Source organism: Photobacterium sp. BZF1 (assembly GCF_014349205.1).
GTDB lineage: Bacteria > Pseudomonadota > Gammaproteobacteria > Enterobacterales > Vibrionaceae > Photobacterium.
Genome location: NZ_JACSOF010000048.1, coordinates 17,345 through 41,101, shown reverse-complemented (window position 1 = coordinate 41,101; position 23,757 = coordinate 17,345). Strand labels below are relative to the sequence as shown.

24 protein-coding genes are annotated in these 23,757 nt (G+C 47.6%); 7 read left to right on the top strand and 17 right to left on the bottom strand.

Translation table 11 applies throughout. The features are described 5' to 3' along the window. The first annotated feature begins 217 nt into the window (after nt 1-217). Complete coding sequence (locus tag BIZ37_RS12705) at nt 218-499, top strand: helix-turn-helix domain-containing protein (protein WP_187461812.1); 282 nt, start codon at nt 218-220, stop codon at nt 497-499. A gap of 174 nt (nt 500-673) precedes the next feature. Here the strand turns inward: BIZ37_RS12705 and BIZ37_RS12700 are convergent, their stop codons facing one another. Next, a complete protein-coding gene (locus tag BIZ37_RS12700) occupies nt 674-1,060 on the bottom strand; it encodes a hypothetical protein (protein ID WP_187461811.1) in 387 nt (128 codons plus the stop codon). A 269-nt stretch (nt 1,061-1,329) separates the two neighbouring features. Here BIZ37_RS12700 and BIZ37_RS12695 point away from each other — a divergent pair, with 269 nt between their 5' ends. Next, nucleotides 1,330-2,184, top strand: coding sequence for a polysaccharide lyase family 7 protein (locus BIZ37_RS12695; protein ID WP_187461810.1), 855 nt, complete (start codon nt 1,330-1,332; stop codon nt 2,182-2,184). Between the two features lie 52 nt (nt 2,185-2,236). Here the strand turns inward: BIZ37_RS12695 and BIZ37_RS12690 are convergent, their stop codons facing one another. From BIZ37_RS12690 to BIZ37_RS12620, 15 genes are all read right to left on the bottom strand, one after another. Then, nucleotides 2,237-2,518, bottom strand: a complete 282-nt coding sequence (locus tag BIZ37_RS12690; protein ID WP_187461809.1) for a hypothetical protein — start codon at nt 2,516-2,518, stop codon at nt 2,237-2,239. 240 nt (nt 2,519-2,758) lie between these two features. Next, nucleotides 2,759-3,574 (bottom strand): phosphonate ABC transporter, permease protein PhnE, encoded by an 816-nt coding sequence (phnE, locus tag BIZ37_RS12685; protein WP_187461808.1) that lies wholly within the window; start codon nt 3,572-3,574, stop codon nt 2,759-2,761. A gap of 8 nt (nt 3,575-3,582) precedes the next feature. Next, on the bottom strand, nt 3,583-4,383 hold the full coding sequence (gene phnE / locus BIZ37_RS12680) for a phosphonate ABC transporter, permease protein PhnE (protein WP_187461807.1): 801 nt from the start codon (nt 4,381-4,383) through the stop codon (nt 3,583-3,585). After that, nucleotides 4,383-5,204 (bottom strand): phosphonate ABC transporter ATP-binding protein, encoded by an 822-nt coding sequence (phnC, locus tag BIZ37_RS12675; RefSeq protein ID WP_187461806.1) that lies wholly within the window; start codon nt 5,202-5,204, stop codon nt 4,383-4,385. Before phnC ends, phnE (BIZ37_RS12680) begins: the two co-directional genes overlap by 1 nt. A gap of 11 nt (nt 5,205-5,215) precedes the next feature. Continuing rightward, a complete protein-coding gene (gene phnD, locus BIZ37_RS12670; RefSeq protein ID WP_187461805.1) occupies nt 5,216-6,154 on the bottom strand; it encodes a phosphate/phosphite/phosphonate ABC transporter substrate-binding protein in 939 nt (312 codons plus the stop codon). Nucleotides 6,155-6,390: 236 nt separating this feature from the next. Then, the gene (locus tag BIZ37_RS12665; RefSeq protein WP_187461804.1) at nt 6,391-6,735 is read right to left on the bottom strand and encodes a hypothetical protein; all 345 of its coding nucleotides are present in this window, start codon (nt 6,733-6,735) and stop codon (nt 6,391-6,393) included. 132 nt (nt 6,736-6,867) lie between these two features. Next, complete coding sequence (locus BIZ37_RS12660; protein WP_187461803.1) at nt 6,868-8,019, bottom strand: anhydro-N-acetylmuramic acid kinase; 1,152 nt, start codon at nt 8,017-8,019, stop codon at nt 6,868-6,870. A 54-nt stretch (nt 8,020-8,073) separates the two neighbouring features. Then, nucleotides 8,074-9,066: a M23 family metallopeptidase gene (locus tag BIZ37_RS12655; protein WP_187461802.1), complete on the bottom strand. Its 993-nt coding sequence runs from the start codon at nt 9,064-9,066 to the stop codon at nt 8,074-8,076. 9 nt (nt 9,067-9,075) lie between these two features. Then, on the bottom strand, nt 9,076-9,459 hold the full coding sequence (locus tag BIZ37_RS12650) for a PilZ domain-containing protein (protein ID WP_187461801.1): 384 nt from the start codon (nt 9,457-9,459) through the stop codon (nt 9,076-9,078). A 283-nt stretch (nt 9,460-9,742) separates the two neighbouring features. Then, entirely contained in the window at nt 9,743-10,942 is a 1,200-nt protein-coding gene (gene fabV / locus BIZ37_RS12645; protein WP_187461800.1) for an enoyl-ACP reductase FabV, read from the bottom strand. A gap of 126 nt (nt 10,943-11,068) precedes the next feature. Beyond that, nucleotides 11,069-11,530 (bottom strand): methylated-DNA--[protein]-cysteine S-methyltransferase, encoded by a 462-nt coding sequence (locus tag BIZ37_RS12640; RefSeq protein ID WP_187461799.1) that lies wholly within the window; start codon nt 11,528-11,530, stop codon nt 11,069-11,071. Further along, nucleotides 11,527-12,939 (bottom strand): DNA-3-methyladenine glycosylase 2 family protein, encoded by a 1,413-nt coding sequence (locus BIZ37_RS12635; protein WP_187461798.1) that lies wholly within the window; start codon nt 12,937-12,939, stop codon nt 11,527-11,529. Before BIZ37_RS12635 ends, BIZ37_RS12640 begins: the two co-directional genes overlap by 4 nt. A 108-nt stretch (nt 12,940-13,047) precedes the next feature. Further along, nucleotides 13,048-13,362 (bottom strand): heavy metal-binding domain-containing protein, encoded by a 315-nt coding sequence (locus tag BIZ37_RS12630; RefSeq protein WP_107299531.1) that lies wholly within the window; start codon nt 13,360-13,362, stop codon nt 13,048-13,050. 126 nt (nt 13,363-13,488) lie between these two features. Beyond that, nucleotides 13,489-15,663 (bottom strand): bifunctional 2',3'-cyclic-nucleotide 2'-phosphodiesterase/3'-nucleotidase, encoded by a 2,175-nt coding sequence (locus BIZ37_RS12625; RefSeq protein ID WP_187461797.1) that lies wholly within the window; start codon nt 15,661-15,663, stop codon nt 13,489-13,491. 312 nt (nt 15,664-15,975) lie between these two features. After that, the gene (locus tag BIZ37_RS12620; RefSeq protein WP_370577349.1) at nt 15,976-16,734 is read right to left on the bottom strand and encodes a dienelactone hydrolase family protein; all 759 of its coding nucleotides are present in this window, start codon (nt 16,732-16,734) and stop codon (nt 15,976-15,978) included. A gap of 201 nt (nt 16,735-16,935) precedes the next feature. Here BIZ37_RS12620 and BIZ37_RS12615 point away from each other — a divergent pair, with 201 nt between their 5' ends. Continuing rightward, nucleotides 16,936-17,907: a glycosyl transferase family protein gene (locus BIZ37_RS12615; RefSeq protein WP_187461796.1), complete on the top strand. Its 972-nt coding sequence runs from the start codon at nt 16,936-16,938 to the stop codon at nt 17,905-17,907. A gap of 101 nt (nt 17,908-18,008) precedes the next feature. After that, entirely contained in the window at nt 18,009-18,377 is a 369-nt protein-coding gene (locus tag BIZ37_RS12610) for a hypothetical protein (protein WP_187461795.1), read from the top strand. A gap of 59 nt (nt 18,378-18,436) precedes the next feature. Here the strand turns inward: BIZ37_RS12610 and BIZ37_RS12605 are convergent, their stop codons facing one another. Then, the gene (locus BIZ37_RS12605; protein ID WP_187461794.1) at nt 18,437-20,446 is read right to left on the bottom strand and encodes a methyl-accepting chemotaxis protein; all 2,010 of its coding nucleotides are present in this window, start codon (nt 20,444-20,446) and stop codon (nt 18,437-18,439) included. Nucleotides 20,447-21,267: 821 nt separating this feature from the next. Here BIZ37_RS12605 and BIZ37_RS12600 point away from each other — a divergent pair. The 3 genes from BIZ37_RS12600 (at nt 21,268) to BIZ37_RS12590 (ending at nt 23,530) form a co-directional block, all read left to right on the top strand. Further along, entirely contained in the window at nt 21,268-22,233 is a 966-nt protein-coding gene (locus BIZ37_RS12600; RefSeq protein WP_187461793.1) for a TDT family transporter, read from the top strand. 143 nt (nt 22,234-22,376) lie between these two features. Beyond that, complete coding sequence (locus BIZ37_RS12595; protein ID WP_107299525.1) at nt 22,377-22,763, top strand: DUF2799 domain-containing protein; 387 nt, start codon at nt 22,377-22,379, stop codon at nt 22,761-22,763. Nucleotides 22,764-23,350: 587 nt separating this feature from the next. Further along, nucleotides 23,351-23,530: a hypothetical protein gene (locus BIZ37_RS12590; protein WP_107299523.1), complete on the top strand. Its 180-nt coding sequence runs from the start codon at nt 23,351-23,353 to the stop codon at nt 23,528-23,530. Nucleotides 23,531-23,757 lie beyond the last annotated feature (227 nt).

Below are 23,757 nucleotides of genomic sequence, written 5' to 3'. Positions count from 1 at the left end.
AGAGAGAATATTTTATTAATTAGATGAAATTTAATAGAACAATATTTTTAAAAAGTTTAAATAACATGGGTTAAACTAATGATACTGAAATAGAATTAACGAAAAGGACAAATGATACCCTGTACACACTGTATCATAGGGATTAGCCAATGTTTTGTCTGAACTTTCAATAACAAAGTATTGATTTAAAACAAATAAAACATGGTAACTAGATTTGATGAGTATTAGCGGTTTTAAAATTCGGGCACTACGACTTCACCACAAAATGAAGAGCGAAGAGTGTGCCAGCAAGCTAGATATCACCACAACCTATCTCTCATTGATAGAAAACGGAAAACATACCCCTTCAAGAAAAGTGATCAGCAAAGCCGCACGCTTGTTTGAGGTGCCGCCAAGCTATTTCCTTGAGTTATCGACACCACTTCGTGAAGCCATTGAAGTGTGCAGCAACCTTGAAGATATCGAAAAGCTCTACTTAAGCTCTATATTGCTGAAGTAAAGGGGATGTAATCCCAGCAGGCCGGCTGCTCGGTTTTCTTCCGGTAGCGAGGTGGTTTTATCCCTGTGTCTTGCCACTTAAATGGCATGACATCCTCGCCGGGCGGCGAGGATCACTTGAAACAAACAACCTTGGTGGAGAGAAGGGATTGGAAACAGGAAATCACCAAGGGCCTTAGAAGTAAACCCTAAAACCCGCCCTTGCTTCCAACTCTATATCCAACTCGTCCAAGTAGACTGCAGGAGTTAGATCAACATAGAACCCCATAGGTCGAACACGGAACTCGGCACCGATACCCGGCGTGATCGCCACGTAATGCTTATTGCGATCGACGTATTGACCGCCTAGGAACAAATATAAAGGGGTGCCCTGGACACCGTAGGTTTTATTGACGCCGACACCGAACTGGTCGTCAAGGCTGACATTGATACGAAAACCATTGTGCTTCATGTCCACACCCCAGAAAGGGTCACCGACGGATAGGCCAATACCGGTCTCTGCCTTCGCTCCCATTGATGCACACATCCCAAGCGCCAGTAATAGCGTCACTAACTTCTTCATAATATTTCCACTGCGATAAAAAGCCGAAATATTAAAGCGACGCAAACGTTAAAATGTTAGAAAGTCAGATATTTAACTGACAATTTACAGTACCGGTTATTATTTAACCTTTACTGGTCAATACCTCATCAAAATAAAAGCAAAATATCTCCCACTAAAATATGTCGCGAAATGACCTGTCAGAATTGTAATTAGCTTGATACGATTTCAGCCAAAATGATGAAGCTATTAAAAAGGCGTTATCATTGAGTCCATCTTTAAGGTACATAATGAGAAAAACCCATTTGTTGCTTATTGGCAGTATTATTACCAGCCAATTTGCAGTCGCAAATTCACCAAAGCACAACACATTACCATTCCAAGAAAAAATAACTTCCAAGCCAGCTAGTTATCCTCAGTTCAGCCACATTTTATCGTCATCAAAATTGCAAATTTCTACTCCCAATGCCAAACCCGGCAGTAAAAATGAAATGGCCAAAAACGGTGACTTCACAGGCATCGTCAATGAACACTTTTATGTCGACGGAAGTAGTGAAGCACTCGTATTTAATATGGAAGGCTATAAATTGAGAAACGAACTGAGAGTACTGGAAAATTTCAGTACTGCCCAGTCGGATACCACCTACCAATTGAAAGCCAACCTGCAGCCTATTAACCCCATCACATCCGTGCAAAACAGCCCAGTAGGCAAGAAAGAAATCACCTACCTGCAAGTTCATAACAAAGGCATTCATGAAGATGGGACTGGCTATATTCCCCACCCACTGGTTCGGATTACCTGGGAATTGGAGCGCAATGGAAAAGAAAGCCATTATTGGGCAGTGATTAAAGCCAATGCCCTAGATTGCAGCAGCAACAGTCAACACCGAAGCAATGCCGAATGCAAGAAAGCATACCGTCATATCGACTTAGGGCCCGCAGATCTAAACCGCCCTACCCAATTCGATATATCTGTGGGTAATAACCAACTGGTCGTCAATGTCGATGGTGAAACCAAGTTGAGCCATGACATTACCTATTGGCAGCATCTACTAAGCTATTTCAAAGCTGGGGTATATAACCAGTTTGAAGGTGGCAAAAGCGAAGCTCACTTCTACCAGTTGGATTATATTATTGAAAGCTGATTTGCGACTGGGAAATAAAAGGCTCACCAAGTAGAGCCTTTATCTCTAGCGACTATTTCTTACCTCGGATAGCTTTTAAAGTTTCAAAGATAAACGTCACCACGGCAGTAACAGGGTGTGAATTAGTATAATCATCCAACGGTGCTAAAAAGTTCGACTTGAACTTATCAACAGCCTCCTCTTTGGAGTCTGCGTAAATCACATCCTCCTCAACCTCAAACCCCATTTCGAGTAACTGCTGCTTCTCGGCTGAAAAACTCGCGCTTCCCATCTCTACGAAGGTAAATGATTTCTGCTTTGAATCTGGCTTACAAAAGAACTGGTACTTTGCCATTTTTACTTCCTTGTCATCAATGATTGAAGTGGTTCCCCTGAGGCTGTTTTTCAGACAATCATTACTTTATTAAACTTCATACTACAGGGTGCAAGCAAGGCACATTTATGCGATACACTCGCGTTTTTTAGACAACTTCATTCCCAAAATAAAATTTAATGTGATCAGCTTTTTTCGTACTGATATACAAATAAAAAAGCCCACATAGTGGGCCTTTTTATTCAGAGCGGAGTATTGCCATTAAATCAGGGCATGACGACAGCGTGCCGACACCCACTCAGAGACTACAACTGTGGCAAGGATGGAGATGAAAATCACCGTTACCTGTGGCCATGCCAGCACGGCCATCGATTCCTGAAGCTTCAGGCCAATACCACCAGCCCCCACCAAGCCAAGTACTGTCGACTCTCGAATGTTGATATCCCAACGGAAAATAGAAGTACCAATAAAGTTCGGCAACACTTGAGGCATCACTGCGTAATCGAGGATTTGCAGCGGCGACGCACCGGTTGCCGTGATAGCTGCGACCTGAGTCTTGTTCACTTCTTCAATCGCCTCGTACATCAACTTGGCGACAAAGCCGATCGAGCGCAGAGCAATGGCGATAATCCCCGCCAGCAAGCCAGGACCTAGCACAGCCACCAGCAGCAAGGCCCAGATCAACGAGTTGATCGAACGGCTGGCCGCAATGATATAAAGGGCAACCGGACGGACAAACACCGTCGATGGCGTGGTATTCCTTGCAGCAAGGAAAGCCACCGGGAAGGCCATCACCACGCCCAGCAGAGTGCCCAGTGTGGCGATATTGATAGTATCCCACAGGGGTTGCCACAGCTGATCCATGTACGACCAGCGCGGAGGCCACATACGACCGGTGATATCAGCCACCTGATTAGGTGCATCGGCCACAAAGAACCACATGGTGTCTTTGTTCATCACCTGCCAGCAGTACACACATACTGAGACAAACATAAGCCAGCCAAACCAGCGCCACAAGCTCTCTTTAGCCGAGTACTTTTGCCAATGGGCCAGGTAGGTAGATTGGGAAATAGACATACCGGCTCCTATTGAATACGGTTACGGATAATGGCAGAGACATACTCAGCCAACATCACAAGGCCGATAATGATCAGCAAAATAGCGGCCGCCGAGCTGTACTCATAACGGTCCATCGCGGTATTGAGCGTGGCACCGATACCACCAGCACCAACGATACCGATCACCGCCGATTCACGGAAGTTGATATCCAGACGGTACATGCTCAGGCCGATAACACGTGGCATCACCTGCGGCTGAATGGCATAGTTCACCTGCTGGAACCAACTCGCGCCCGTTGCCTTCATGGCCGTCAGCGCAGCTGGGTCTACCGATTCAATCTCTTCGGCAAACAGCTTGGCCAAGAAGCCAATGGTGGCGAAAGTCAGGGTAACAAAACCAGCAAAAGTGCCGAACCCGAACAGCGCTACACACAGGATGGCAATGATGATTTCCTGAAAGCTACGGGCAACCGCCACGAAACTGCGGCAGAACAAGTAAACCGGGCGTGGGGCCAAGTTACGTGCCGCACCCAAGCCAAAGGGAATCGACAGCAATACACCCGCAACCGTCGAAGTCAGGGTCATGGTCAGGCTTTCCACCAGACCAATAGCGATATTATCCCAGCGGCTGGCAAAGTCAGGCCGCATAAAGGCCATGATGAAATTCAAGCCCCGATCGGTCCCTTCATAAACACGCATCCAGTTGATTTCAACCGAGCCGATGGCGACATAAAAGTAGAGACCTGCACCCAGCCAAAGTAGCCAACGCCAAAAAGGTTGCGCGATAAAAGGCGGCTTTTTCCAATGAGTCGGATAAGTCTGGGCCATTACGCAGGCTCCGCCATCAACTCAGCGCTTGCCATTGGTAACGCTTCTTCGTCCTGTGACTCCGTTGCGCTGTTCCAATCCTCTTCGCCATAGATGCGGGTGAGTGCGTCGTGACCCAACTCTTCCGGTTTGCCATCAAATACCACTTCACCGGCTTTGAGCCCGATGATACGGTCTACAAACTGTTTAGCCAGGTTCACATCGTGAATATTGATAATCGCCGGTAGCTTGTGCTCGTTGCAGATATCGCAGATCAGGCGCATGACCTGACGGGCAGTACGCGGGTCCAATGCCGCAGTTGGCTCATCAATCAGCAATAATTCAGGCTGTTGGGCCAAAGCGCGGGCAATACCGACACGTTGGCGCTGACCACCAGAAAGGGCATCGGCACGTTTGTCGGCATGCTCCATGAGACCAACGCGATCAAGCAGTGCATACGCCGACTGGATATCTTCTCCAGGGTATTTACGCAGGAAGCTGCGCCAGAACGGGACATAGCCCAAACGGCCGGACAAGACGTTTTCCATCACAGTGAGCCGCTCAATCAAGGCGTATTCCTGGAAAATCATCGCAATTTTACGGCGTGATTGACGCAGTTCACGGCTCCCCAGTTTGGTCAAATCCTGTCCTTTGAACAAGACCTCTCCAGACGTTGGCTCGGTGAGGCGGTTTACACAGCGGATCAGTGTTGATTTACCGGCCCCAGAGGGGCCGATAAGTCCAACTACTTCACCAGCTTGGATATCCAACGACACGTTACTCAGCGCTTTATCTTTCGGTGAGTACTGCATCGTCAGTGAACGAAGTTGAAGTGTTGACATGGTAGTTCCTATTAACGGCAAGCGTAAGAGACGTCATTCGCCTCATCGATGGTACGGATCACCGCCCAGTGCTCTTGGTAAGTAATAGGAATGAATTGTGATTCGCCGTTACGGGAGAATTCTTCTTCTAGCTTGGTGCCTTTCCAGTCAAAGCTGAAGAACGCATCTTGGATCTTCTCTTGCAGCTCTGGGTGAAGGTTGTGGGCAACACCGTAAGCCGTCGTTGGGAAAGTCTGAGACGTGTAGATGTTCTTGATGTCAGACTCTTTCACCACTTCACGATCCAACATACGAGTCAGAACAGAATTCGCAATAGCCGCTGCATCGTAATCTTTGTGAGCAACACCGATGATGGAGTTGTCGTGCGCGCCAGAGAAAGCAGGTTTGAAGTCACGGTCAGGTTCTAGATCGTATTCTGCTTTCAGAATCGCAGACGGAGCCTTGAAGCCAGAGTTAGAGGTTTGAGAAGTGAAAGCCAGGTTCTTGCCTTTCAGATCTTCAACTTTGTCGATACCTGAGTCTGGGTGAGTGATGATTTCCATTTCGTAACCGAATGAACCATCTTCACCCGCCATGATAGTGAACGGAACAAAACCAGAACAGTTAACCGCTAGCGGTGTAGAACCGGTGTTGAAGCCTGCAATGTGCAGACGGCCTGAACGCATCGCTTCGATTTGTGCAGCATTGTTCTGTACCGGGAAGAAACGAACAGACTTACCTGTCTTCTCTTCCATATGCTCCAAGAACTCGCTCCAGACACTGGCATATACTGAAGGGTCTTCAACTGGCGTGTAAGCAAAGATCAAGGTTGATGGGTTAACCCATTCTGCTTCGTTTTGAGGTAGGTCTGCCGTTAGATTACCGGTACGATCTTCGTAACGTGCATCCATTGCAAATACTGACGTAGTCAGTACCAGTGATACCGCTGCAGCTAGTGATTTCTTGAACATATCAATCCCGTTATATATGAGCATGTATAAATTTCATGCTGAATATAGGGATTGCGAATGACAGAAAAGCTTAACTTCGATGATGGAAAAAAGACAAGATGTTTCAAAGTATTAATCTGGCACGTTCTGGTTGGGTTTCATGATATTCCCAACCATTTCACGTCAGTTAGACCGCACTTAAGACTTTTTGCAGGTAAAATCTCAAAATAACAAAATAGGTAAACGTAACAAAAATATTAATAACTGAGTTCGAATTTCACAGCGCCGCTATCGATATCTATATCACTGTCTTCGACTACAGCCCCACCCGCTTCAATCGAGATGCTGAAGTCATCAGTCGCATTGAATTTAAGACCGCCGCCGAACTCAGTCGGATCTTCAATATTCTTGTTCTGGTAAATACTGTATTTGTCGCGCCCGGTATTATCAACTGGACGGCTACCCTGGCCGACAAACTCTAGCGATTGCTTGGACTTTGACTCTTCGATAAATATCTCGCCCAACTGACGTTCTTTGACCGCGTGGGCACTGCCTGCGACCAACAACATTACCAACAATCCATGTCGCCAATGACCTTTCATGTATAACCTCACTTCTTACCACATACACCAATGGCATCTATGGTTGTAAACCATCGCTTTGTGAAAAACAATGCTTATGAGCAGCCGCACAGTCATTTTTGACAAAAACACGCTTTGCATCAATTTACGCCGTTACACTGGGTACACGACACCCAATGATGCCAAGGCCGATGCCCCTGTCACTTCCGGTACATTACTCGATAGACCATGGATACGCTGACGGGCAAGCCAGGCAAAGGCCATCGCTTCCATATAATCCGGATCGACACCCGCATCACGGGTATTGGCAACAGACCAACCAGGTAGTAATTCGGCAAGACGCTGCATCAATTGTGGGTTATTCACCCCTCCACCGCAGACGAGCAATTGTGGACGATGGCCTTGAGCAAAACGAGCCACCTGCTCTGCAATAGTTTGAGCCGTAAACTGCAACAAGGTTGCCTGTACGTCTGGCTCTGATACGTCTTCGGCTAAGTCAGTGAGTTGGCCTTCCAGCCAAGGCAAATTGTAGTGCTCCCGTCCTGTGCTTTTAGGGTATGGTCGGGATAGGTACGGATCTGCCATCAACTCAGCAAGCAAAGCCGGATTCACAGTGCCCGATGCGGCAAAGGCTCCGTCTTTGTCGTATTTCTGGCCGTGATGAAGATATACCCAAGCATCCATCAGCATATTGCCGGGGCCGGTATCGTAGCCAATCACAGGCTGGCCTGGCTGCAGCACTGAAATATTGGCAATGCCACCAATATTCAACACCACCGTAGTCGAGCCTTGCTCTGAGAACAGCCCCTTGTGAAACGCTGGGACCAAAGGTGCCCCCTGTCCGCCCAGTGCCATATCCTTGCGGCGAAAATCCGCCACCGTGGTAATGCCTGTCTTGGCGGCAATAATATTGGCATCCCCCAACTGCATGGTGAACGGGTAGTCACCGTCGGGTTGGTGGAACACCGTCTGGCCATGGTTGCCCACCGCTGTTACCTCGGATGGCTCAATACCTGCCTTATCCAGCAGTTGATTAACGGCATCAGAAAACAAGTGTCCAAGCTGGTGATCTAGCTGCCCGATTTGCTTCAGGTTCGTTTCTTGGCCCATACAGACATCCAGCAATGCCGATTTCAAGGAGTCAGGCATTGGGAAAGCATCGGTTGCCAGCAACTCAGGCCGGGAGGCTGGTTCAACTGTCGTTTTATCTCCGGCTTCAGGGCCGGTTTCAAAAGCAACCAAGGCCGTATCCACCCCATCAAGGCTGGTTCCTGACATCACACCAATATAAAGCTCACGGGCCATAGCGTTTCCTTCCACAAACATATATTCAAGACGCAGAAAAGAGAGTCCGATGGGTTAGCCTTTTTCACCCGTCATCGATTTTTCATTGCTCGCCGTTTGGATCGGACGGGCAATATGCGGTGACTGGGTGAGCGTAACCTGCATCGCTACCACATTATTAATCATATCGAGTAACGACGCCCATTGGACGGTTTTCTCTTTTTCAAACAGGCTATCAAAATTATCCGGCGTCCATTCGACAAATGGACGAGGATTTAATGCCCGTCCCAAAAAGCGGATCTCGTAATGCAGGTGCGGCCCGGTCGATAGACCTGTATTGCCCGTCCAACCAATCAATTCACCTTTGCGGACGAACTGGCCGCGCTTCACATTGAACTTCTTCATATGCGAATACGTTGAGGTGAACCCCATGGTGTGATCAAGCTTGAGGAAGTTACCAGAACCCTTGTTACTTGGCCGGGTAACTTCAACCACTCCATCAGCCGGTGCATAGATTTCCGTACCGGTATTAGCGGCAAAGTCCAAGCCCAAATGACGTTTACGTTTGCCGGTTACCGGGTGGACACGGGTACCAAACTGTGAAGACATACGGATCCCCGGTGTCGGGTTACCGTTGGGGATCATACGGAATAAGGTTCCCCTTACCGCCGAACTGATCGCCGCACTGTCTACCCGCTCTTCAAGGGTCACCACTTCCCCGTCTTCGGCTGTTTGCAGGCCTAAGATGGTTTCTACATCATCAATGCGCAATGACAGCGCATCTAATTCCGCTTTTTTCTCATTCAACTCAGCAACCAAATCACGATTGCTCGCACTTTCCTCTGTCAAGGACGCGCTGAGTTGCTGAGCCTGTACATTGAGTTGGCTCAGCTGCAGGTTCGAGTGCAAATTATCTTGGTAGAGATTGTAAACACCGTACCCACCACCCGCAACGGCAGCAATCAAAGCGGTTGCGGCAAAGGCGATATAGCGTTTCTTGAAGCGGTTAATAAGATAATGAGAGGTGCCACGATGATCGGACACCGAAATACAAATGTTTTCTGACATGATGACTATTCACGACTCGTCGAGATGTTGCTGCAAATCAGTTAGCTGTTCCAGCTCACGATGTAATAGTTCATCAGTGCCAACATTTAATTCGACCAAACGCCGGAGATGTCCGGCACTTTCTAAATCAATATGGAAGATATGCATACGTAAATAAGCAGCATCATGGTGAACCAACCGGGTTTCCATCCGCAGTTCAATGTCAGAGTCGTGCAGGCAAAACGATAAAAAATATTTATCGTCAGTATCTTGTGCCGTCCAGCTCTCCGGCTTGGTCAGCAATATCCCCTGTAAAGACAGATCCCGAACTTCCGCCTGCCATTCACCATTAGCATTGATTAGCGTAGCTGGGGCCTGATATAAAATACGACTAAAGTGACGACGTTCAACCATAATCACTGCATTCTTTGTTGTTCTTTTATTGAACTAATTCTAATGATTATTGGCTGATTAGACCAGATTTATCCTATTACAGAATTAACTATGTTGAGGTTTTATGATCTCTACACTGATAAACCATGGTTCAGGGAAGAATTTCCGAACAGAATGTGTTTCATTAGTGAGAAAAATAAAAATCGCCATCACCATCACCTATATACAGGCGACAATATAATGACGATTCTATCAATATTGTTGCTTATCGAGATCAGCAAGCCACCACGCAACCTAAACAGCGTTAAGGTTGAAGTGCCTTCAGGCTATCAAGGCTAATATCTTGCTGGTAATCGACCTCAGCAAAGCCAAAGCCGTTTAGCTCCATAAAGTCTTGCTTATAGCCTGCGTAGTCTCCCAGTTGAGTAAAGTTATCTGCGGTCATGCCTGCCATAATTTCGCTCACCTGCTGCTGCACTTCAGGGGCGAGCTCCCAGTCATCCATACGGATTAAGCGCTGCTCATCCGTCTCCACACCGCCATCGTTATAAAAGCGCGCATTGAACAAACGCTGCATCTGCTCGATACAACCTTCGTGGGTGCCGTTTTGTTTCATTACTTTAAATAACGCGAGGATATAAGGGGTAAAAGCCGGAATAAATACACTGGCTTTGGTTACCAGGGCTTTGCACACCGCAACATGAGCCTGCCCACCAATATCTGCGAGTTGGCTATTGAGCGCTTCAGCGGTATTGTGCATATGCACTTTGGCACGTCCAAGCGTACCATGATGGTAGATAGGGTAAGTCACTTCAGGGCCAATATAAGAATAAGCCACGGTGCGGCAGCCTTGCGCCATTACTCCGGCCTCTGTGAGACACTCAATCCAACTCGCCCAATCCTCACCGCCCATCACTTTGACGGTATCGGCAATCTCCTGCTCAGTCGCCATCTCTACGGTCATTTCTGCCAAGCTGTCGGTCTCTAGGTTCAGAGTCGGGCCAACCACGGGCTTCCCCGTGGTCTTAATCACCGAGCGCCACATATCTCCGGTTTCAGGGTTCGGACGAACACCGGTTGCTAAGCTGTACACCACCAGATCAACCTCGCCACCGAGATCATTTTTGATCGCCTCGATCACCTGCTGCCGTACCTGCTGTGAAAAGGCGTCCCCCACAATATTGGTCGCAATACGGCCTGCTTTCTCCGCTTCCTGCTTAAAGAAAATGTTGTTATACCAACCCGCACTGCCAACACCTTTCTCACTCGGGCCCCGCTCAAAAGACACGCCGATAGTGTCAGCTTGTGCGCCACCAAAGGCGTGAGCAATGCGCGATGCCAAACCAAAACCGGATGACGCACCGAGCACCAACACTCGCTTGGCCCCTCCAACAATAGGACTAGCTTGCTTTACATAGTCAATTTGCTTGCGCACCGCCTGCTGGCAACCGTAAGGATGGGCCGAACGGGCCACCACACCCTTGATTACTGGCTCAATAATCATTGTTTACTCCAAAGCTCAAACCAAAAACTGAAATCAAATACTGAAACCACCCTATCGGATTTTCGCTAGCGGCAACAGCAAGGAAATCAATTTATCAGTTGATCAACTGGCTAGTGAATAACCCCACTATTTGGCAAAGTGTTGCTTTTCATGCTCGAGCAGCCACACCTTGATATCCAATCCACCGGCATAGCCTGTCAGTTTGCCGGAACTGCCGATCACCCGATGGCAGGGAACAATAATCGGGACTGGGTTTTTACCGTTTGCCGCCCCTACCGCCCGGACGGCCTTAGGGTTACCAATATGATTGGCAATATCACCGTATGAACAGGTTTCACCATACTCGATACCGTTCAGCGCCTGCCATACCGTTTTTTGGAATGTCGTCCCCGCCATGTCTAGCACAATATCAAACTGCTCCCGCTGCCCGTTGAAGTACTCTTGTAACTGCTGGCAGCACTGCTCGGTTGTTGATGAAGGCTGTTGCTGAGTCTTCGGATCGGCAGCAAACTCAATAGCAGTAATCGCATTGTCACTTGCCAGTACATTCAGCCAGCCAATGGGGGTGTTGATCAGTTGGTTGCTCATAGTGTTTTCCATAAATATAAGGTCAAATAACTCTGCCAAGGCGCGGCTAGTTCAGGTTGGCATGGCGGTACATCGGGGTTCTCGAGGCGTTGCTGTTCTCTTTTCTGCAGCGCTTTTTTTACCCCTAGATCACCGACCAGAAAGATATTGGGATCACTCAAGCCGCGCATTTTAAGGTAATCCACTGTCCATGGGCCAATACCCGGCAAAGCCAATAAATCATTTGGATCTTCAATCCCCTGCTCTGCCACATATCGCGCGAACACCCGCAATGTCTCACGGCGGCGCTCGGGCATACCCAATTGATTGAGGTCATAGCCGCAAAGCGCATTCGCTTCAGGGAAAAACAACCGCCCGCTGTGGTTATCCGGATTCATTAAAATCAGCTTTTCAACCAAGTTTCGCGCCGCTTTTACCGATACCTGCTGGCCCAGTATGGCCCTGATACCGGCCTCGAAAGGGCTCCAAGTCCCCGGCAAGCGCAAGCCCGTTTGAATCAAAGGCTGCCCCATTGCCTGTTCTATCGCATTGTCTATCACGCCGGAATCGGCATCTAAATCCAAGCAGCGACGGATATTGGCGATGGCACGGGGTAGGCATTGGAGATCAGCAAGGGTGAGTTCAACGCTAAAGCGCGCTTTATCTGCCTCGTGAACGGCAGTAAACCATCCCTGACCATATTCTTTGCCGAATGTGCGGCCATAGCTTTTTTCATCCAGCCACTCTAATCCTTCTATCAGGCGAGAAGCAAAGAAATCCTGCACTGAGATCCAGTCATATGGCGGACGGTAGGATAAGGTCACCGTTACCGTTTGCATGTGGCTCTCCGCACTTTGGTTTACACAGACCTCATTGAGCTGCTTGCGTACTTGGGATGGCGTGAGCGAAAAGTGTTTCTGGAAGCAATCATTAAACCTGCGGATACTGTTAAACCCGCTCGCCAGCGCAATATCGGTGATCGGCAGTTGGCTCTCGTGTAGCAGCTTTTTAGCCAACAGACATTGCTGGTATAGGCTATAAGCCTTGGGGGATAACCCCATTTCTTCGTTGAATAGCTGCCTCAGGTAACGGTCTGATACACCTAACCTGTCGGCCAATTGCACCAAATCGCCCTCTATCAACGCACCCTCGTCTATCAACCGCTGTGCCCGAACAAAGGTCGTGCTCTTGCCCTGCCAGGCGGGTGAGCCCGGCGCGCTGTCTGGCCGGCAACGCAAGCAAGGGCGATAGCCTGCCTGTGCAGCAGCTACCGCAGATGGGAAATACTCAACATTCTTTTCCAGCGGAGGAGTAGCCGGGCAGATCGAACGGCAATAAATACCTGTGGTTTTCACCGCGGTAAAGAACAGTCCGTCGTAGCGTCTGTCCCTAGCCAAACGGGCTTGCTGGCATTGGGCGGGGGTCATCATGGTAGCGTGTCCTTGGGCTCAAAAATGTTGTCAGGGTGACTGATTCTTCTTTTAGTCTACCCCGCAACAAGGACAATACTAGCCATTTTCGGAACTGGATAGTGAGGTTTACCTCAGCTTCACCGCCGTGCCGTAAACCAAGATTTCAGATGCGCCCTGCATGATGGCACTGGTAGTAAAACGCACATTCACAATAGCATCGGCCCCCAAAGCTTCTGCTTCGGCGATTGCCCGCTGGGTTGCTTCCTGACGGGCTTCGGTCAGCATTTCGGTGTAACCACGAATTTCACCGCCGAAGATGGTTTTGAATCCCGCCATAATATCGCGGCCAACGTGCTTGGACTGCACCACATTACCCGTCACCGTACCGAGCACTTCCTTGATTTCGCGGCCATATACTTCTGGGGTCGTGACATAAAGCATTTTTATCATCCTTATCTTTTTGTACAGCAATGAGTATTTTGACTTTTAGTTATTACAAAGGTTCAGAAGGTATAAAGCCAGCAGGGTTACTGCTGGCTAGATAATCGGTTCAAAGCATGAGAGGAACTACATGTTCAATTCAAAAACGCGATAGCCTGACTTGTCTTCGATAATACCTGTTTCTTCTGTGGCTTTGAGCAGGCCCGGTTCAATATGCTCCTCAGCATAGGTAATCGCATCACCCAAACCTGACGTCATAAAGGTCACCGTTTTACCTTCAGCACCCACAAGTTTAAAGTTGTGCATATTGTCAAACTCAATCACAGGCTCGTCACAGCTAGGATCTTGTTCACACTCAGCAGCGGCATCACTAGCCAACTTATCAAGATATTCAGCCACAATGTCACGGTTAGTATCGGCTTCATCATCATAGATTCGATCAGCATTGCCAACACCCGGGTAAGTACTGCCCGCACGGAAATTGTTGGTTACCACCAGAACGTAATCGTCCAAGTTAACGGGTTGGCCTTTGTAGGTAAAATTCTTGATACGATTGTATTGCTCACGGACGATAAAGTTACCGTCTGCGTCTGTTTCAAGATTACCATTAGCCGCCGTCTGGTAACGAGAAGGAACAGAAACATCGATTTCGTAGTTCAAATCATTGATGTCAGTTCCACCGAAAAACACATCATAGTTGTATGTGCGGAATGTCTGGTGCAACAAGGCAAGGTTTTCATCGGTGATCTGTTGGTACTGCTGTGAGGCTACTGATTCTAGCCATTCAACCACATCTTTAAACTGCAATTTAAGTACCGATGGCGTGTTGTTATCAAACACATAAAGATCGGCAACACTCGCACGGGTCAATGCATCGTCAGTAATGTTGGTGTAATCGGTATGACCGCCACGTCCACCTTTAAAGGGAGCTGAAACAGATAGTAGTGGAAGCGCCTTATTTTCTTCACCCAAGACGCCTTCTTTCTGCCAATGCAAACCTTTGTCGTATTGTGCTTCGTTGACAATTTGCACTGATATATCCGGCACAATATTCGAGAAGAAGCTGTTGATTGGCTCTTCTATCGCACCAATTTCCTCAGCCATAAAATCAATCGTCCCTTGGTGATCTTCCTCGACCAACCAGTTAACCACCGCATCTTGCGTATAAGGCTTAAGCTCACGAACCTCAGCAGAACTTGTTGCCACTTTCCAAGTCGAACCGTTAACTGACTCTAGGTTGAGATCGATGACACCAATATGATTCCCCCAAAAGCCTGGCATGACTGCCGGTTTGCCGAAAATGGTCCCTTCTTCAGGTTCAACACCCGGAATACCGTCATAGGCATCGCTCGTTGTTGGGAAATTCTTGTGGTCATGGCCAAACATCAAAGCATCGATACCTTCAATTTGGGCCAGTTGCCATACTGCATTTTCCATAAACGGCTCGACATTGTGCGAGTTAGTCAAACCCGAATGCGGAACTGCCACAATAATATCAGCCCCTTCTTCTTTCATCTTAGGAACATAATATTCAGCTGACTTCGCGATATCGGCTACCATTGCCTTACATTCAAGGTGGCGTTTATCCCAGTCCATAATACGTGGTGGAACAAAACCGATTACACCGATTTTAATTGGATAATGGTTACCATCATCAGCAATGAATTCACGGTCTAAGATCACATATGGATTGAAATAAGGCTGATATTCGTCGAAAAACTCATCGTAATCACCGGCATAATGATCTTCGATGTCAAAACTACACTCTTCAGTATTTAACTGAACTTTTCCCGAGCGAATGGCATTTTCATCAAACTCAAAAACATTGGCACTGACATAAGGGAACTGAGCATGAGCAATTGCAGCATCGAGATAATCCAAACCATAGTTGAATTCATGGTTACCTATATTAGCGGCATCATATTGCAAGTAGTTCATCGCTTTATATACCGGATGAGGGTGTCGCTTTAAATACTCAACCCCTAGATTCGCCATATAATCACCCATAGGACTGCCTTGAATCAGGTCACCATTGTCAAATAACAATGAGTTATCGACTTCATCACGGGCTTCTTGGATGATAACGGCGGTCCTTGCCAGGCCAAACTCTTGGTTACCTTTGGACGTAAAATAATCAAAAGAACGAACATTAGAGTGCAGATCGGTTGTTTCAATCAGCCTTACATTCATCAAGAGGCTTTTTTCATCCGTCTTTCCATCTGAAGACGAACTGCTGTTACACCCGACTAAACTTGCGGCAATCGTTGCTAAAGCAAAATATTTAAGAGGCTTCGTACTCATTAGAGATCCATCAATGAAATAAAAAAATCGCGAGGAAAACTAAACAGTACGAATGAACAAAATATGACAGGTATAGCTAAACTCAAAGCAGTATAATTACACTAAATAAGCGCATAGCCAGAATACACCTAGAGTTAATGGATTACATGAATATTATTTTAAATTTGCAAACATTGATGGTTATTTCCACTTAATGCTATATAGTAAGACCAATAATTCACTTACGCATTACCACCTATAGCAAATTATTGATCTCACTTTCAACAACACGCTTTCTGTAATAAAAGCCTCAATACAAGAGGTATGGTTTATTTACCACTCTACATCATCAAGATAAGTCAAAAAGCGCTGCCAGGATTTATAATCGGCATCTTGGCGGTAATTATCTGAGCCATAGACAGTGAACGCATGCGGCGCACCACTGTAGACAATCATTTCATTGCTGACACCGGCTTTTTCTAGCTCACCAGATAACACTGCAAAATCAGCCATAGGGATCGCCGTATCCGCCGCGCCATGGAGGACCAGGATATTACCTTTCGCCTTTGAATAGTCCTGCCCGTCTGGGGTTTTCAAACCACCATGGAAAGTAGCAAAGCCTTTCATCTCTGAGCCAGAACGTGCGAGCTCCAGCACCGCAGCACCACCGAAGCAATACCCCATCGCCACGGCTTTGTCGGTATTGGCACCGAGAGAGTCTGCCATCTGTAGTGCACCGTTCATCAAATCTCGCATTTTTTGTCGGTCTTTGTATAACTCACCGGTGTGCTGGCGTTTGTCTTTGACCTCGGTCGGCCTGACGCCGGTACCAAACAGATCAGCGGCAAACACTGCATACCCCTGCTCAGCAAGCATCTCAGCCCGTTTAACTTCATAGTCTGTGAGCCCATCCCAGTCATGGATCAGCAATACTAACGGCGCATCTTCTGATGGCGAAATATAATAGCCCTCATAGGCTTCATCATTCACCTTGTACTCAATCGCTCTCCCTTCAGCCGCATTGGCTCCCCAAGACATCAGCGTTAGCAGTGCACCTAGCGTCAATCTACCTGGCGTAAACAGTGTTTTCATACCCGCTCCGGTTATCCCTATTGATTGCGTTATAACTAAGTTTCCAGAAATAAGTGTAGGCAAGCGATGACAAAAGTGTAGAAATTACCAGACCCAACGCCGAACTCACCCTTGTTTCACTATTGTGAATAAATTTATTGGCTTAGTGCTAATATACCTAAGGTCAACTTGAGACTTGGGTACATTTACACGGAAGGCACCATGACAGCATTTTCAGAATTCATTAAACACGTAGGCCGCGGAGAAAAGGGCCGTCGTCCACTCACCCAAGAAGAAGCGCGAGAAGCGCTGGATATGTACCTCGACGGCAAGGCAGAGTTATTGCAACTTGCCACACTGCTCATGTTACAACGTGTCCGTTGCGAGACCAGCGAAGAAGCTGCGGGATATATCCAATCATTACGCGGACGTATTTCACCTGAATGGCAAGAATTAGATGTCGATGTTGATTGGCCATGCTTTGCAGGTAAGCGCCGCCAGCCGCCTTGGTTATTGCTAGCCGCCAAACTGCTAGCGAAAAACGGTATTCGCGTAATGCTAAGTGGCCATATGGCTGTCGATGCCATCAAATACCAAGTAGAAAGTGCATGCCCTGCATTGAATATCCAACAAGCTTCGACTCCAGATGAAGCCAGACGTATCCTGGCCGAGGATAATATTTGCTACATCCCGCTATCGAGCTACTGTGAGCCTTTAATCGATTTGCTAGCAATACGTAATTTGGTTGGTTTGAGGACCCCGCTCAATACGGTTGCCAGGGCCCTTAACCCAGTCGCCGCACCGTTCTCAATCCACGGTATTTTCCATCAAGGCTATGAACAGTTGCACGCCGAAGCCGCCCAGTTAGTCGGTGACAATAATATGGTGGCCTTTAAGGGCGAGGGCGGCGAAAGTGAGCGCAGCCCACGTACCGCATGCCGTTTGTCTGGCGTCTCCCTGGGGCAATTATTTACCGAAGAATGGCCGACTTACCTTGAAGGCGCTTCAGGTAAACACGGTGAAATCAGCGGCGAGTTTTTGCAGAAAGTCTGGCTTGGCGAAGCTGAAAACCATTACGGCGAATGTGCCGTGATTTCAACGTTGGCGATTGTGCTCAAAATGATGGGCATTTGCAGCGAGCAAGAGCAAGCGCTAACGATGGCTAAAGAATGGTGGGAGAAGCGCCTGAGTTAAACGAATACACCCAGGTAACCTGGCATAACTGATAATCACATTTGGTAGTCGAAAATAGGTAAATTATCTGCATTCCCAACCTCTTGCTACGAGACGAATGTATGATTACCCCAAGACTACCAAGTGTCATCTTCGCCCTGCTACTGGGTGCTACAACAGCCACAACCGCCGCTGCAAACCCTTTGGCCACTGTCACTTCTGCCGGGCAACTCCATGGTGTCTTGGACTCCTGCCAATTCTTCGAGACATTGCCGGACATGACCATCCAGCGTGTCAGCGATTACCTGATCCAAAGTACACTCAAGGCAGGCAACACCGACCACCATATCGCATGGGTAGAAGCTAGGGTGGAAGGGCGGCAATACGCTGATAAGCTGCATATTGCCAACAACAGCCTTCATGATGCTAAGTGCAACGGGATCGTTGAATCTTTCTGGAATGGCACACTACCAACAATAAACAGGGGCTAAAAAGCCCCTTTTATACTTTAGACATTAGCGATTACAAACAATCACGGCAAAGTGAGCACCTACTGACCCGCGGTCCGGATTTGGAACTTATCGACTTCCTGTGACAGCTCCGTCATTCGCTGTTTGATCAGGTTCATTTCGTCATGGATATCAGCAATCGCCTGCATGGTGTTACCCGCCAACTCCAAAAGGCCATCAACATCGACATCCACACTATGGGCTGTCTGGGATTGCTGGCTCGTCGCGCTGGCAATACCGATGTTGAATTCAGCAATTTCATTAACGTTCACAATTAATCCTTCAACCAAGGCCCTCGCTTCAGACACCACGCCTTGGGTTTCAACCGTGGCCTCCCGGCTTTGCTGCATGTTGATATACGACGCCTTGGCATTCTGGGTAATGCCGTCGAGCAACTGGCGAATATCTTCCGTCGATTTCTTACTGCGCTGGGCCAGAGTTCTCACTTCATCGGCAACAACTGCAAAACCCCGTCCTTGTTCGCCAGCCCTGGCCGCTTCAATCGCCGCGTTGAGCGCTAGCAAATTTGTCTGCTCTGATATTGCGTTTATGGTATCCAGGATATCGGTCACCCCTTCCATCTGCTGCTCAAGCGTTTCAATACATTGGTAAGTTTCATTCACACTTTCCAGCAACCGAGAAGTCGTTTGCTGTGACTGTTCACTTTGAGCATGGCTAGATTCGGCGCTTTCCCGGGCAAGCTCTGTGCTTCTTTGGGCCTCGTTGGTGATCCCCGCCACCTGCTCACTGGTTTGGGCCATTTCTGTCATGGCTGTCGCGATGCTGTCACACCGGGTATGGGTCTGCTGGCTATCATCTCGGGCCAAAGCGATCAGCTTCACCATCTCCGCCATCTCATGTTGGGTCTGGCTCGCGACAGAATGCGCTTTGCTGAGCGTGTCGCTGACACTGTCTGATAACCTGTCGAGTTTCTTACCTATTTCCCCGATTTCATCTTCACGTTCGTCGGCAAGACGAATAGTCAGATCCTTTGTCGCCGCCATGGTGGATAATTTATCTGAAAATGCCTTCACTCTGTGGGTTAGGCGTTTGAGAGAAACCACGGTGAACAGGATTAATGGCACGATGATCAAAGCGACAATCGCAGCAAAGAACCACAGCTGATTAGTCACAAGTTGCTTTTCTGCCTGCGCTTTCGCCGCCAAATCCAAGGCCATCTGATCGCGCAATCCTTTAATGGCCCCAATCCTTTCTGTTGCCAGTCCAAACCAACTCGGTGCACTCGGCCCTTTTACGGTTGAAAGCGTGGTTTTCTGACCAAGGAATTGCTGCTGGATACCCATCACCTGTTGCCAATTCGGTGAACGTACAATCGCCTCTAGCTGTTGCAGCCTCTGGCCACTCAGCAGCAGTGTGGCCTGCCGAACCGCATACGCTTCGTCATTGATATATTCCTGAATTTGCGCATAACGGTCGAGCCCTGACTGTCCGCTGGCGAAAACCCCGTTAAGTGCCCCGCGAGCCATCCCGGCCTGCTCTTTGACAACCAATAGCTGCAGTAGCCCTTGAAGTTCCTGCTTGAGTTCTGCATTGCTGATTTGGGCCAACAAGATTGCAAGATTGTCCAGCGCCAGGCGGTTTACATTGGAGTAAAAAGCAAAAGGTGAGTCCACCAGTTGCAAATTGTCGACTTGCTGGCGTATCCCCTGACGTTTGTCCAGTTCGGAGCGTACCGCTTCAAATAAAGGCCTTATTGCCTGTGCATCTAAGAATTGAGGGGTAAACGACAACAATGACTGATAGGCATTGTCGGCTAAAAGTCTTTGGTTTCTTAATGCCTGCACCTGTGGACCTTGCCCCTTGGCACCAATCACACCTGCGGTAAGCCCCCTCTCAACAGCAAACTGGTGGGCAACTTCATCGTAAAGGTGAAAGAGTGCTACGGTTTCTTGGGCAATACCAGCTTGTTCACGCTTTTCTATCAACTGGTGGGCTTGCCACCCGATAACAGATAAAAGCAATAATGTGGGGATAATGAAAGTGACGAGTAAGGTTTGGCGTATGGTCAAGTGCTTGAGCGGGATGATCATGGTTAACCTCTTGTTATGTAAATTCCTTTTACAAATTTACGATAGCAAAAAAAGGTCGTGATATCCGGTAGCCCCATCACCAATTGAATAATTATTGAACCCAAGCAAAAAAGTAGTGAATGATTACATTAATCCCTATTTTTGTTCGTCATAGCACCATTTGTTGACAAAACAATCAATTACATCTGACATTTACCATAAAGTTACCCACTGTTTTTGTGGATAACATTAAACAGCCGTTTAAAAACAGTAGGTTAGTATTTTCAAGAAAATGACATTATTTTTTCAGACAAAAGAAAAGCCGCACCATTGCAGTGCGGCTTAGGTTTATCTCTATTCTGTTGCCCTAGTCTACCTACACAGCACACATAGAGCGTTGATTGAATTACAACTTGAGGCTTCGCCACTCATTACGTTGAGTTTGCCGTGCCCGATACAGTCACAATTTTAAATCGGACATCAATAGTATTGGCGAAGAAGTATTATCACATTGTTTGTCACTTAACCAAATTGTAGTACTAAGCAATACCGACGCTTAGTGTGGTTGATTCACATCAACCGGCTCCCTGTACCCTTGAGCCAAATGAATGAAAACAGCTCATTCCTCCGTAAGCTAAATATGAATCAGCTCATTTACAGGTCACATCATAAATATGGTACTAAAATCCACTTTTAGCAAACCCGATTTACCAAATCTTCTGCCAAAATGTGACCTACTCCAAACCTTGTTTTGATCCATCCCACGCACCCTCACTGACAAACTGGTGTAGAATGCCCATTCTGCCGTCTGTTTAATGCTCAAATAAGGTTTTTTTAGCGCAATGCCAGCATTTAGTAATGCTTTGATACATATTCCTACAGCCCAAGCTGCATTAGCTTTGGCCTCAATGGGGACAGGCCTCGCCTGGTCACTCTACTTCCCTGAGCACGCCAACTGGTATCGAGGTATTGGTGCGCTGATCGGTGCAGTATTACTGATCCCCGTAGTGCTGAAATACCTGTTCAACCCCAAACGATTTATCCAAGACCTTCGCCACCCACTCTATGGCAGCCTGATGGCACCGATGTCGATGACAATGCTGGTGCTATCTGATTACCTGTCATCAATCCATGTTGAAGTCGCCCGCTTGCTTTGGTACCCAGCCTTAGCGCTGCACATGTTCATGATGGGCTTTTTCTTTTTCTGCCAAATCAGAAAATTCCGCCTAACCAACATGTACCCTAGCTGGTTCCTGTACCCAGTTGGAGCAATCAGCGGCACCCTAGCTGGCCCGCAACTCGGCCATCATGAATTCGCTTTAGCTATGACAGATGCCTGCATCGCAATTTACTTCCTGATGTTGCCGGTTGTGCTCTACCGTTTGTGCTTTGCCGGGCGCCTGCCAAGGCCTGCAAGACCGACACTGGCGATTATGGCTGCACCAGTGAACCTATCGCTGACTGCCTACCTGCTCAATGTTAGCGAGCCGGATCCGGTATTGACCGGTGCTTTGGCTGGTGTGGGGATCACCATGACTATCTTGGTTTACCTCTGTTATTTCTACTTGCTCAAGCAACGCTTCCAGCCATCATTGGCTGCAGTCACCTTCCCGTCGGTGATCAGTGCCGTTGCCCTTGAACGCCTGACCGACTGGTTTGCTATCTACTATCCCCATTGGTCATGGCTAGAGCGTCTGGGGATTTTCGAAATGATTGTCGCCACCGGTCTAGTCCTCTGGGTCGGCTGGAACTACCTCGGTTATTACTGGCCCCGCACTGCGCCCTCAAGGCTGCTGTCTAGCAATTAGCAAAAACCTTACTAAAAAAACGGGCTTTTATGCCCGTTTTTTCATGTAGATATATAATTAAAGTGTAAGACCAGTCTAAACGCCTGGTCGTCCACTATTTGCACTAACGGAGATAAATTCACATTTGCTTGCGGAGGTAGACGATGAAACATCTAGTTTTACTTGTAGCTGTCCTCAGCTTAGCGGCCTGCACCGGTCAGTCCTATGACACAGAACTGGCACAGGAAAACCAATGGAAGATGCTTGGTGTCAAAGACGGTGAAAACGGCCGTCTGGTTCGCACCGAGAATGAGCTTCAAAAACTGAGTGATGTGCCAGAGGGCGCACTCAACGAATACCGCCTCGGTTATCAACAAGGTATTGAAGACTACTGCCTACCATACAAAACCTACAAACATGGTAAGCAAGGCCAGCAATATACGGGTCAGTGCCTCAACACCGAACATGAATCACTTGCTATCCAAGGGTGGGAGGCTGGCTACAAAGAGTATGTCTCTGAACAAGATCAACTCTGGTTAAACAACGAATAGCCCCCATCAAAAAAGCGGCACATATCCATGCGCCGCTTTTCTATTTCCAGCCACTAAACCGTTTATATGGACCTATGGCTGGAATCAAAATCCGCTTTTCCCTGGTTACTTACATTGTTTTTCAGCAACCGAGCCCACAGGTGGCTAATTGCCTGTTTTTTCCTGCTTAGTTTTTTGCTCTTCCGCTTTTAGGCGAGCCAGAAGGAGTTGGGAGAGAGCTAACATCTCAATCATTTTGCTACCTCAATGTGTTATTAAGTATCAGAAAACGAGAGAGATCTTACAAATTAACGTGACGCACCTCAAAGTAATTTGCTCGTTCCATGTAAATAAACAACAAAAAATGGCGGTTCGCGCAAGGTCAGTGATTTCCTTCCACTCAAGTATCATTTGCTCTATAGCCGGTAATACTTCCAACTCTGCGGTGAAAAATGGATTTCCCTTATTTTTCAACAATCCCACATCATCGTACTTAATAGATACAGATCAAGGATTGAAGCAATAGTGCAACTAACTGAATATATCCGTCAACTTCCATTCAGGTAAGACCTCTATGCTGGAGTCAGTATCTGTTTAAGGAGAGAACGATGAAACTTGCTGATATCAAGAGCCTCCGGCAGCTTAGCAGCCACTATCAGAAAAATACCCAAGGCAGCATTCACCGTCGTAGACGAAGCCGGGTAAGGGAAGAAAACCCAATTGAAGATTTGGCAGAAACTACCATTTGGGCTGGACGCAACCGAAGGTACAACACGGCGAATACTTAAACCTGTTTAAGCATCCCAAAAAGAAAAACGGCCCTGAGCTTTCGCCCAAGGCCGTTCCCGTTCCTAATATCCTGGGTTCCAAGCAGGATATCCACTGGGTCTCCCCAGCAGGTCTTAATCATGCAAATGAAGTTCAGACCTTTAAACCACCCTCCCCCGTTCTAAGGAGTGCGGCACTTTGTTCGCAAATTGATGCTCTCAAATCTTGAAAGCAATTTATCACATAA

Coding starts and splice junctions, on each gene's coding strand:
- BIZ37_RS12705 (WP_187461812.1), top strand. CDS start 218: ATGAGTATTAGCGGTTTTAAAATTCGGGCACTACGACTTCACCACAAA.
- BIZ37_RS12700 (WP_187461811.1), bottom strand. CDS start 1,060: ATGAAGAAGTTAGTGACGCTATTACTGGCGCTTGGGATGTGTGCATCA.
- BIZ37_RS12695 (WP_187461810.1), top strand. CDS start 1,330: ATGAGAAAAACCCATTTGTTGCTTATTGGCAGTATTATTACCAGCCAA.
- BIZ37_RS12690 (WP_187461809.1), bottom strand. CDS start 2,518: ATGGCAAAGTACCAGTTCTTTTGTAAGCCAGATTCAAAGCAGAAATCA.
- phnE (WP_187461808.1), bottom strand. CDS start 3,574: ATGTCTATTTCCCAATCTACCTACCTGGCCCATTGGCAAAAGTACTCG.
- phnE (WP_187461807.1), bottom strand. CDS start 4,383: ATGGCCCAGACTTATCCGACTCATTGGAAAAAGCCGCCTTTTATCGCG.
- phnC (WP_187461806.1), bottom strand. CDS start 5,204: ATGTCAACACTTCAACTTCGTTCACTGACGATGCAGTACTCACCGAAA.
- phnD (WP_187461805.1), bottom strand. CDS start 6,154: ATGTTCAAGAAATCACTAGCTGCAGCGGTATCACTGGTACTGACTACG.
- BIZ37_RS12665 (WP_187461804.1), bottom strand. CDS start 6,735: ATGAAAGGTCATTGGCGACATGGATTGTTGGTAATGTTGTTGGTCGCA.
- BIZ37_RS12660 (WP_187461803.1), bottom strand. CDS start 8,019: ATGGCCCGTGAGCTTTATATTGGTGTGATGTCAGGAACCAGCCTTGAT.
- BIZ37_RS12655 (WP_187461802.1), bottom strand. CDS start 9,066: ATGTCAGAAAACATTTGTATTTCGGTGTCCGATCATCGTGGCACCTCT.
- BIZ37_RS12650 (WP_187461801.1), bottom strand. CDS start 9,459: ATGGTTGAACGTCGTCACTTTAGTCGTATTTTATATCAGGCCCCAGCT.
- fabV (WP_187461800.1), bottom strand. CDS start 10,942: ATGATTATTGAGCCAGTAATCAAGGGTGTGGTGGCCCGTTCGGCCCAT.
- BIZ37_RS12640 (WP_187461799.1), bottom strand. CDS start 11,530: ATGAGCAACCAACTGATCAACACCCCCATTGGCTGGCTGAATGTACTG.
- BIZ37_RS12635 (WP_187461798.1), bottom strand. CDS start 12,939: ATGATGACCCCCGCCCAATGCCAGCAAGCCCGTTTGGCTAGGGACAGA.
- BIZ37_RS12630 (WP_107299531.1), bottom strand. CDS start 13,362: ATGCTTTATGTCACGACCCCAGAAGTATATGGCCGCGAAATCAAGGAA.
- BIZ37_RS12625 (WP_187461797.1), bottom strand. CDS start 15,663: ATGAGTACGAAGCCTCTTAAATATTTTGCTTTAGCAACGATTGCCGCA.
- BIZ37_RS12620 (WP_370577349.1), bottom strand. CDS start 16,734: ATGAAAACACTGTTTACGCCAGGTAGATTGACGCTAGGTGCACTGCTA.
- BIZ37_RS12615 (WP_187461796.1), top strand. CDS start 16,936: ATGACAGCATTTTCAGAATTCATTAAACACGTAGGCCGCGGAGAAAAG.
- BIZ37_RS12610 (WP_187461795.1), top strand. CDS start 18,009: ATGATTACCCCAAGACTACCAAGTGTCATCTTCGCCCTGCTACTGGGT.
- BIZ37_RS12605 (WP_187461794.1), bottom strand. CDS start 20,446: ATGATCATCCCGCTCAAGCACTTGACCATACGCCAAACCTTACTCGTC.
- BIZ37_RS12600 (WP_187461793.1), top strand. CDS start 21,268: ATGCCAGCATTTAGTAATGCTTTGATACATATTCCTACAGCCCAAGCT.
- BIZ37_RS12595 (WP_107299525.1), top strand. CDS start 22,377: ATGAAACATCTAGTTTTACTTGTAGCTGTCCTCAGCTTAGCGGCCTGC.
- BIZ37_RS12590 (WP_107299523.1), top strand. CDS start 23,351: ATGAAACTTGCTGATATCAAGAGCCTCCGGCAGCTTAGCAGCCACTAT.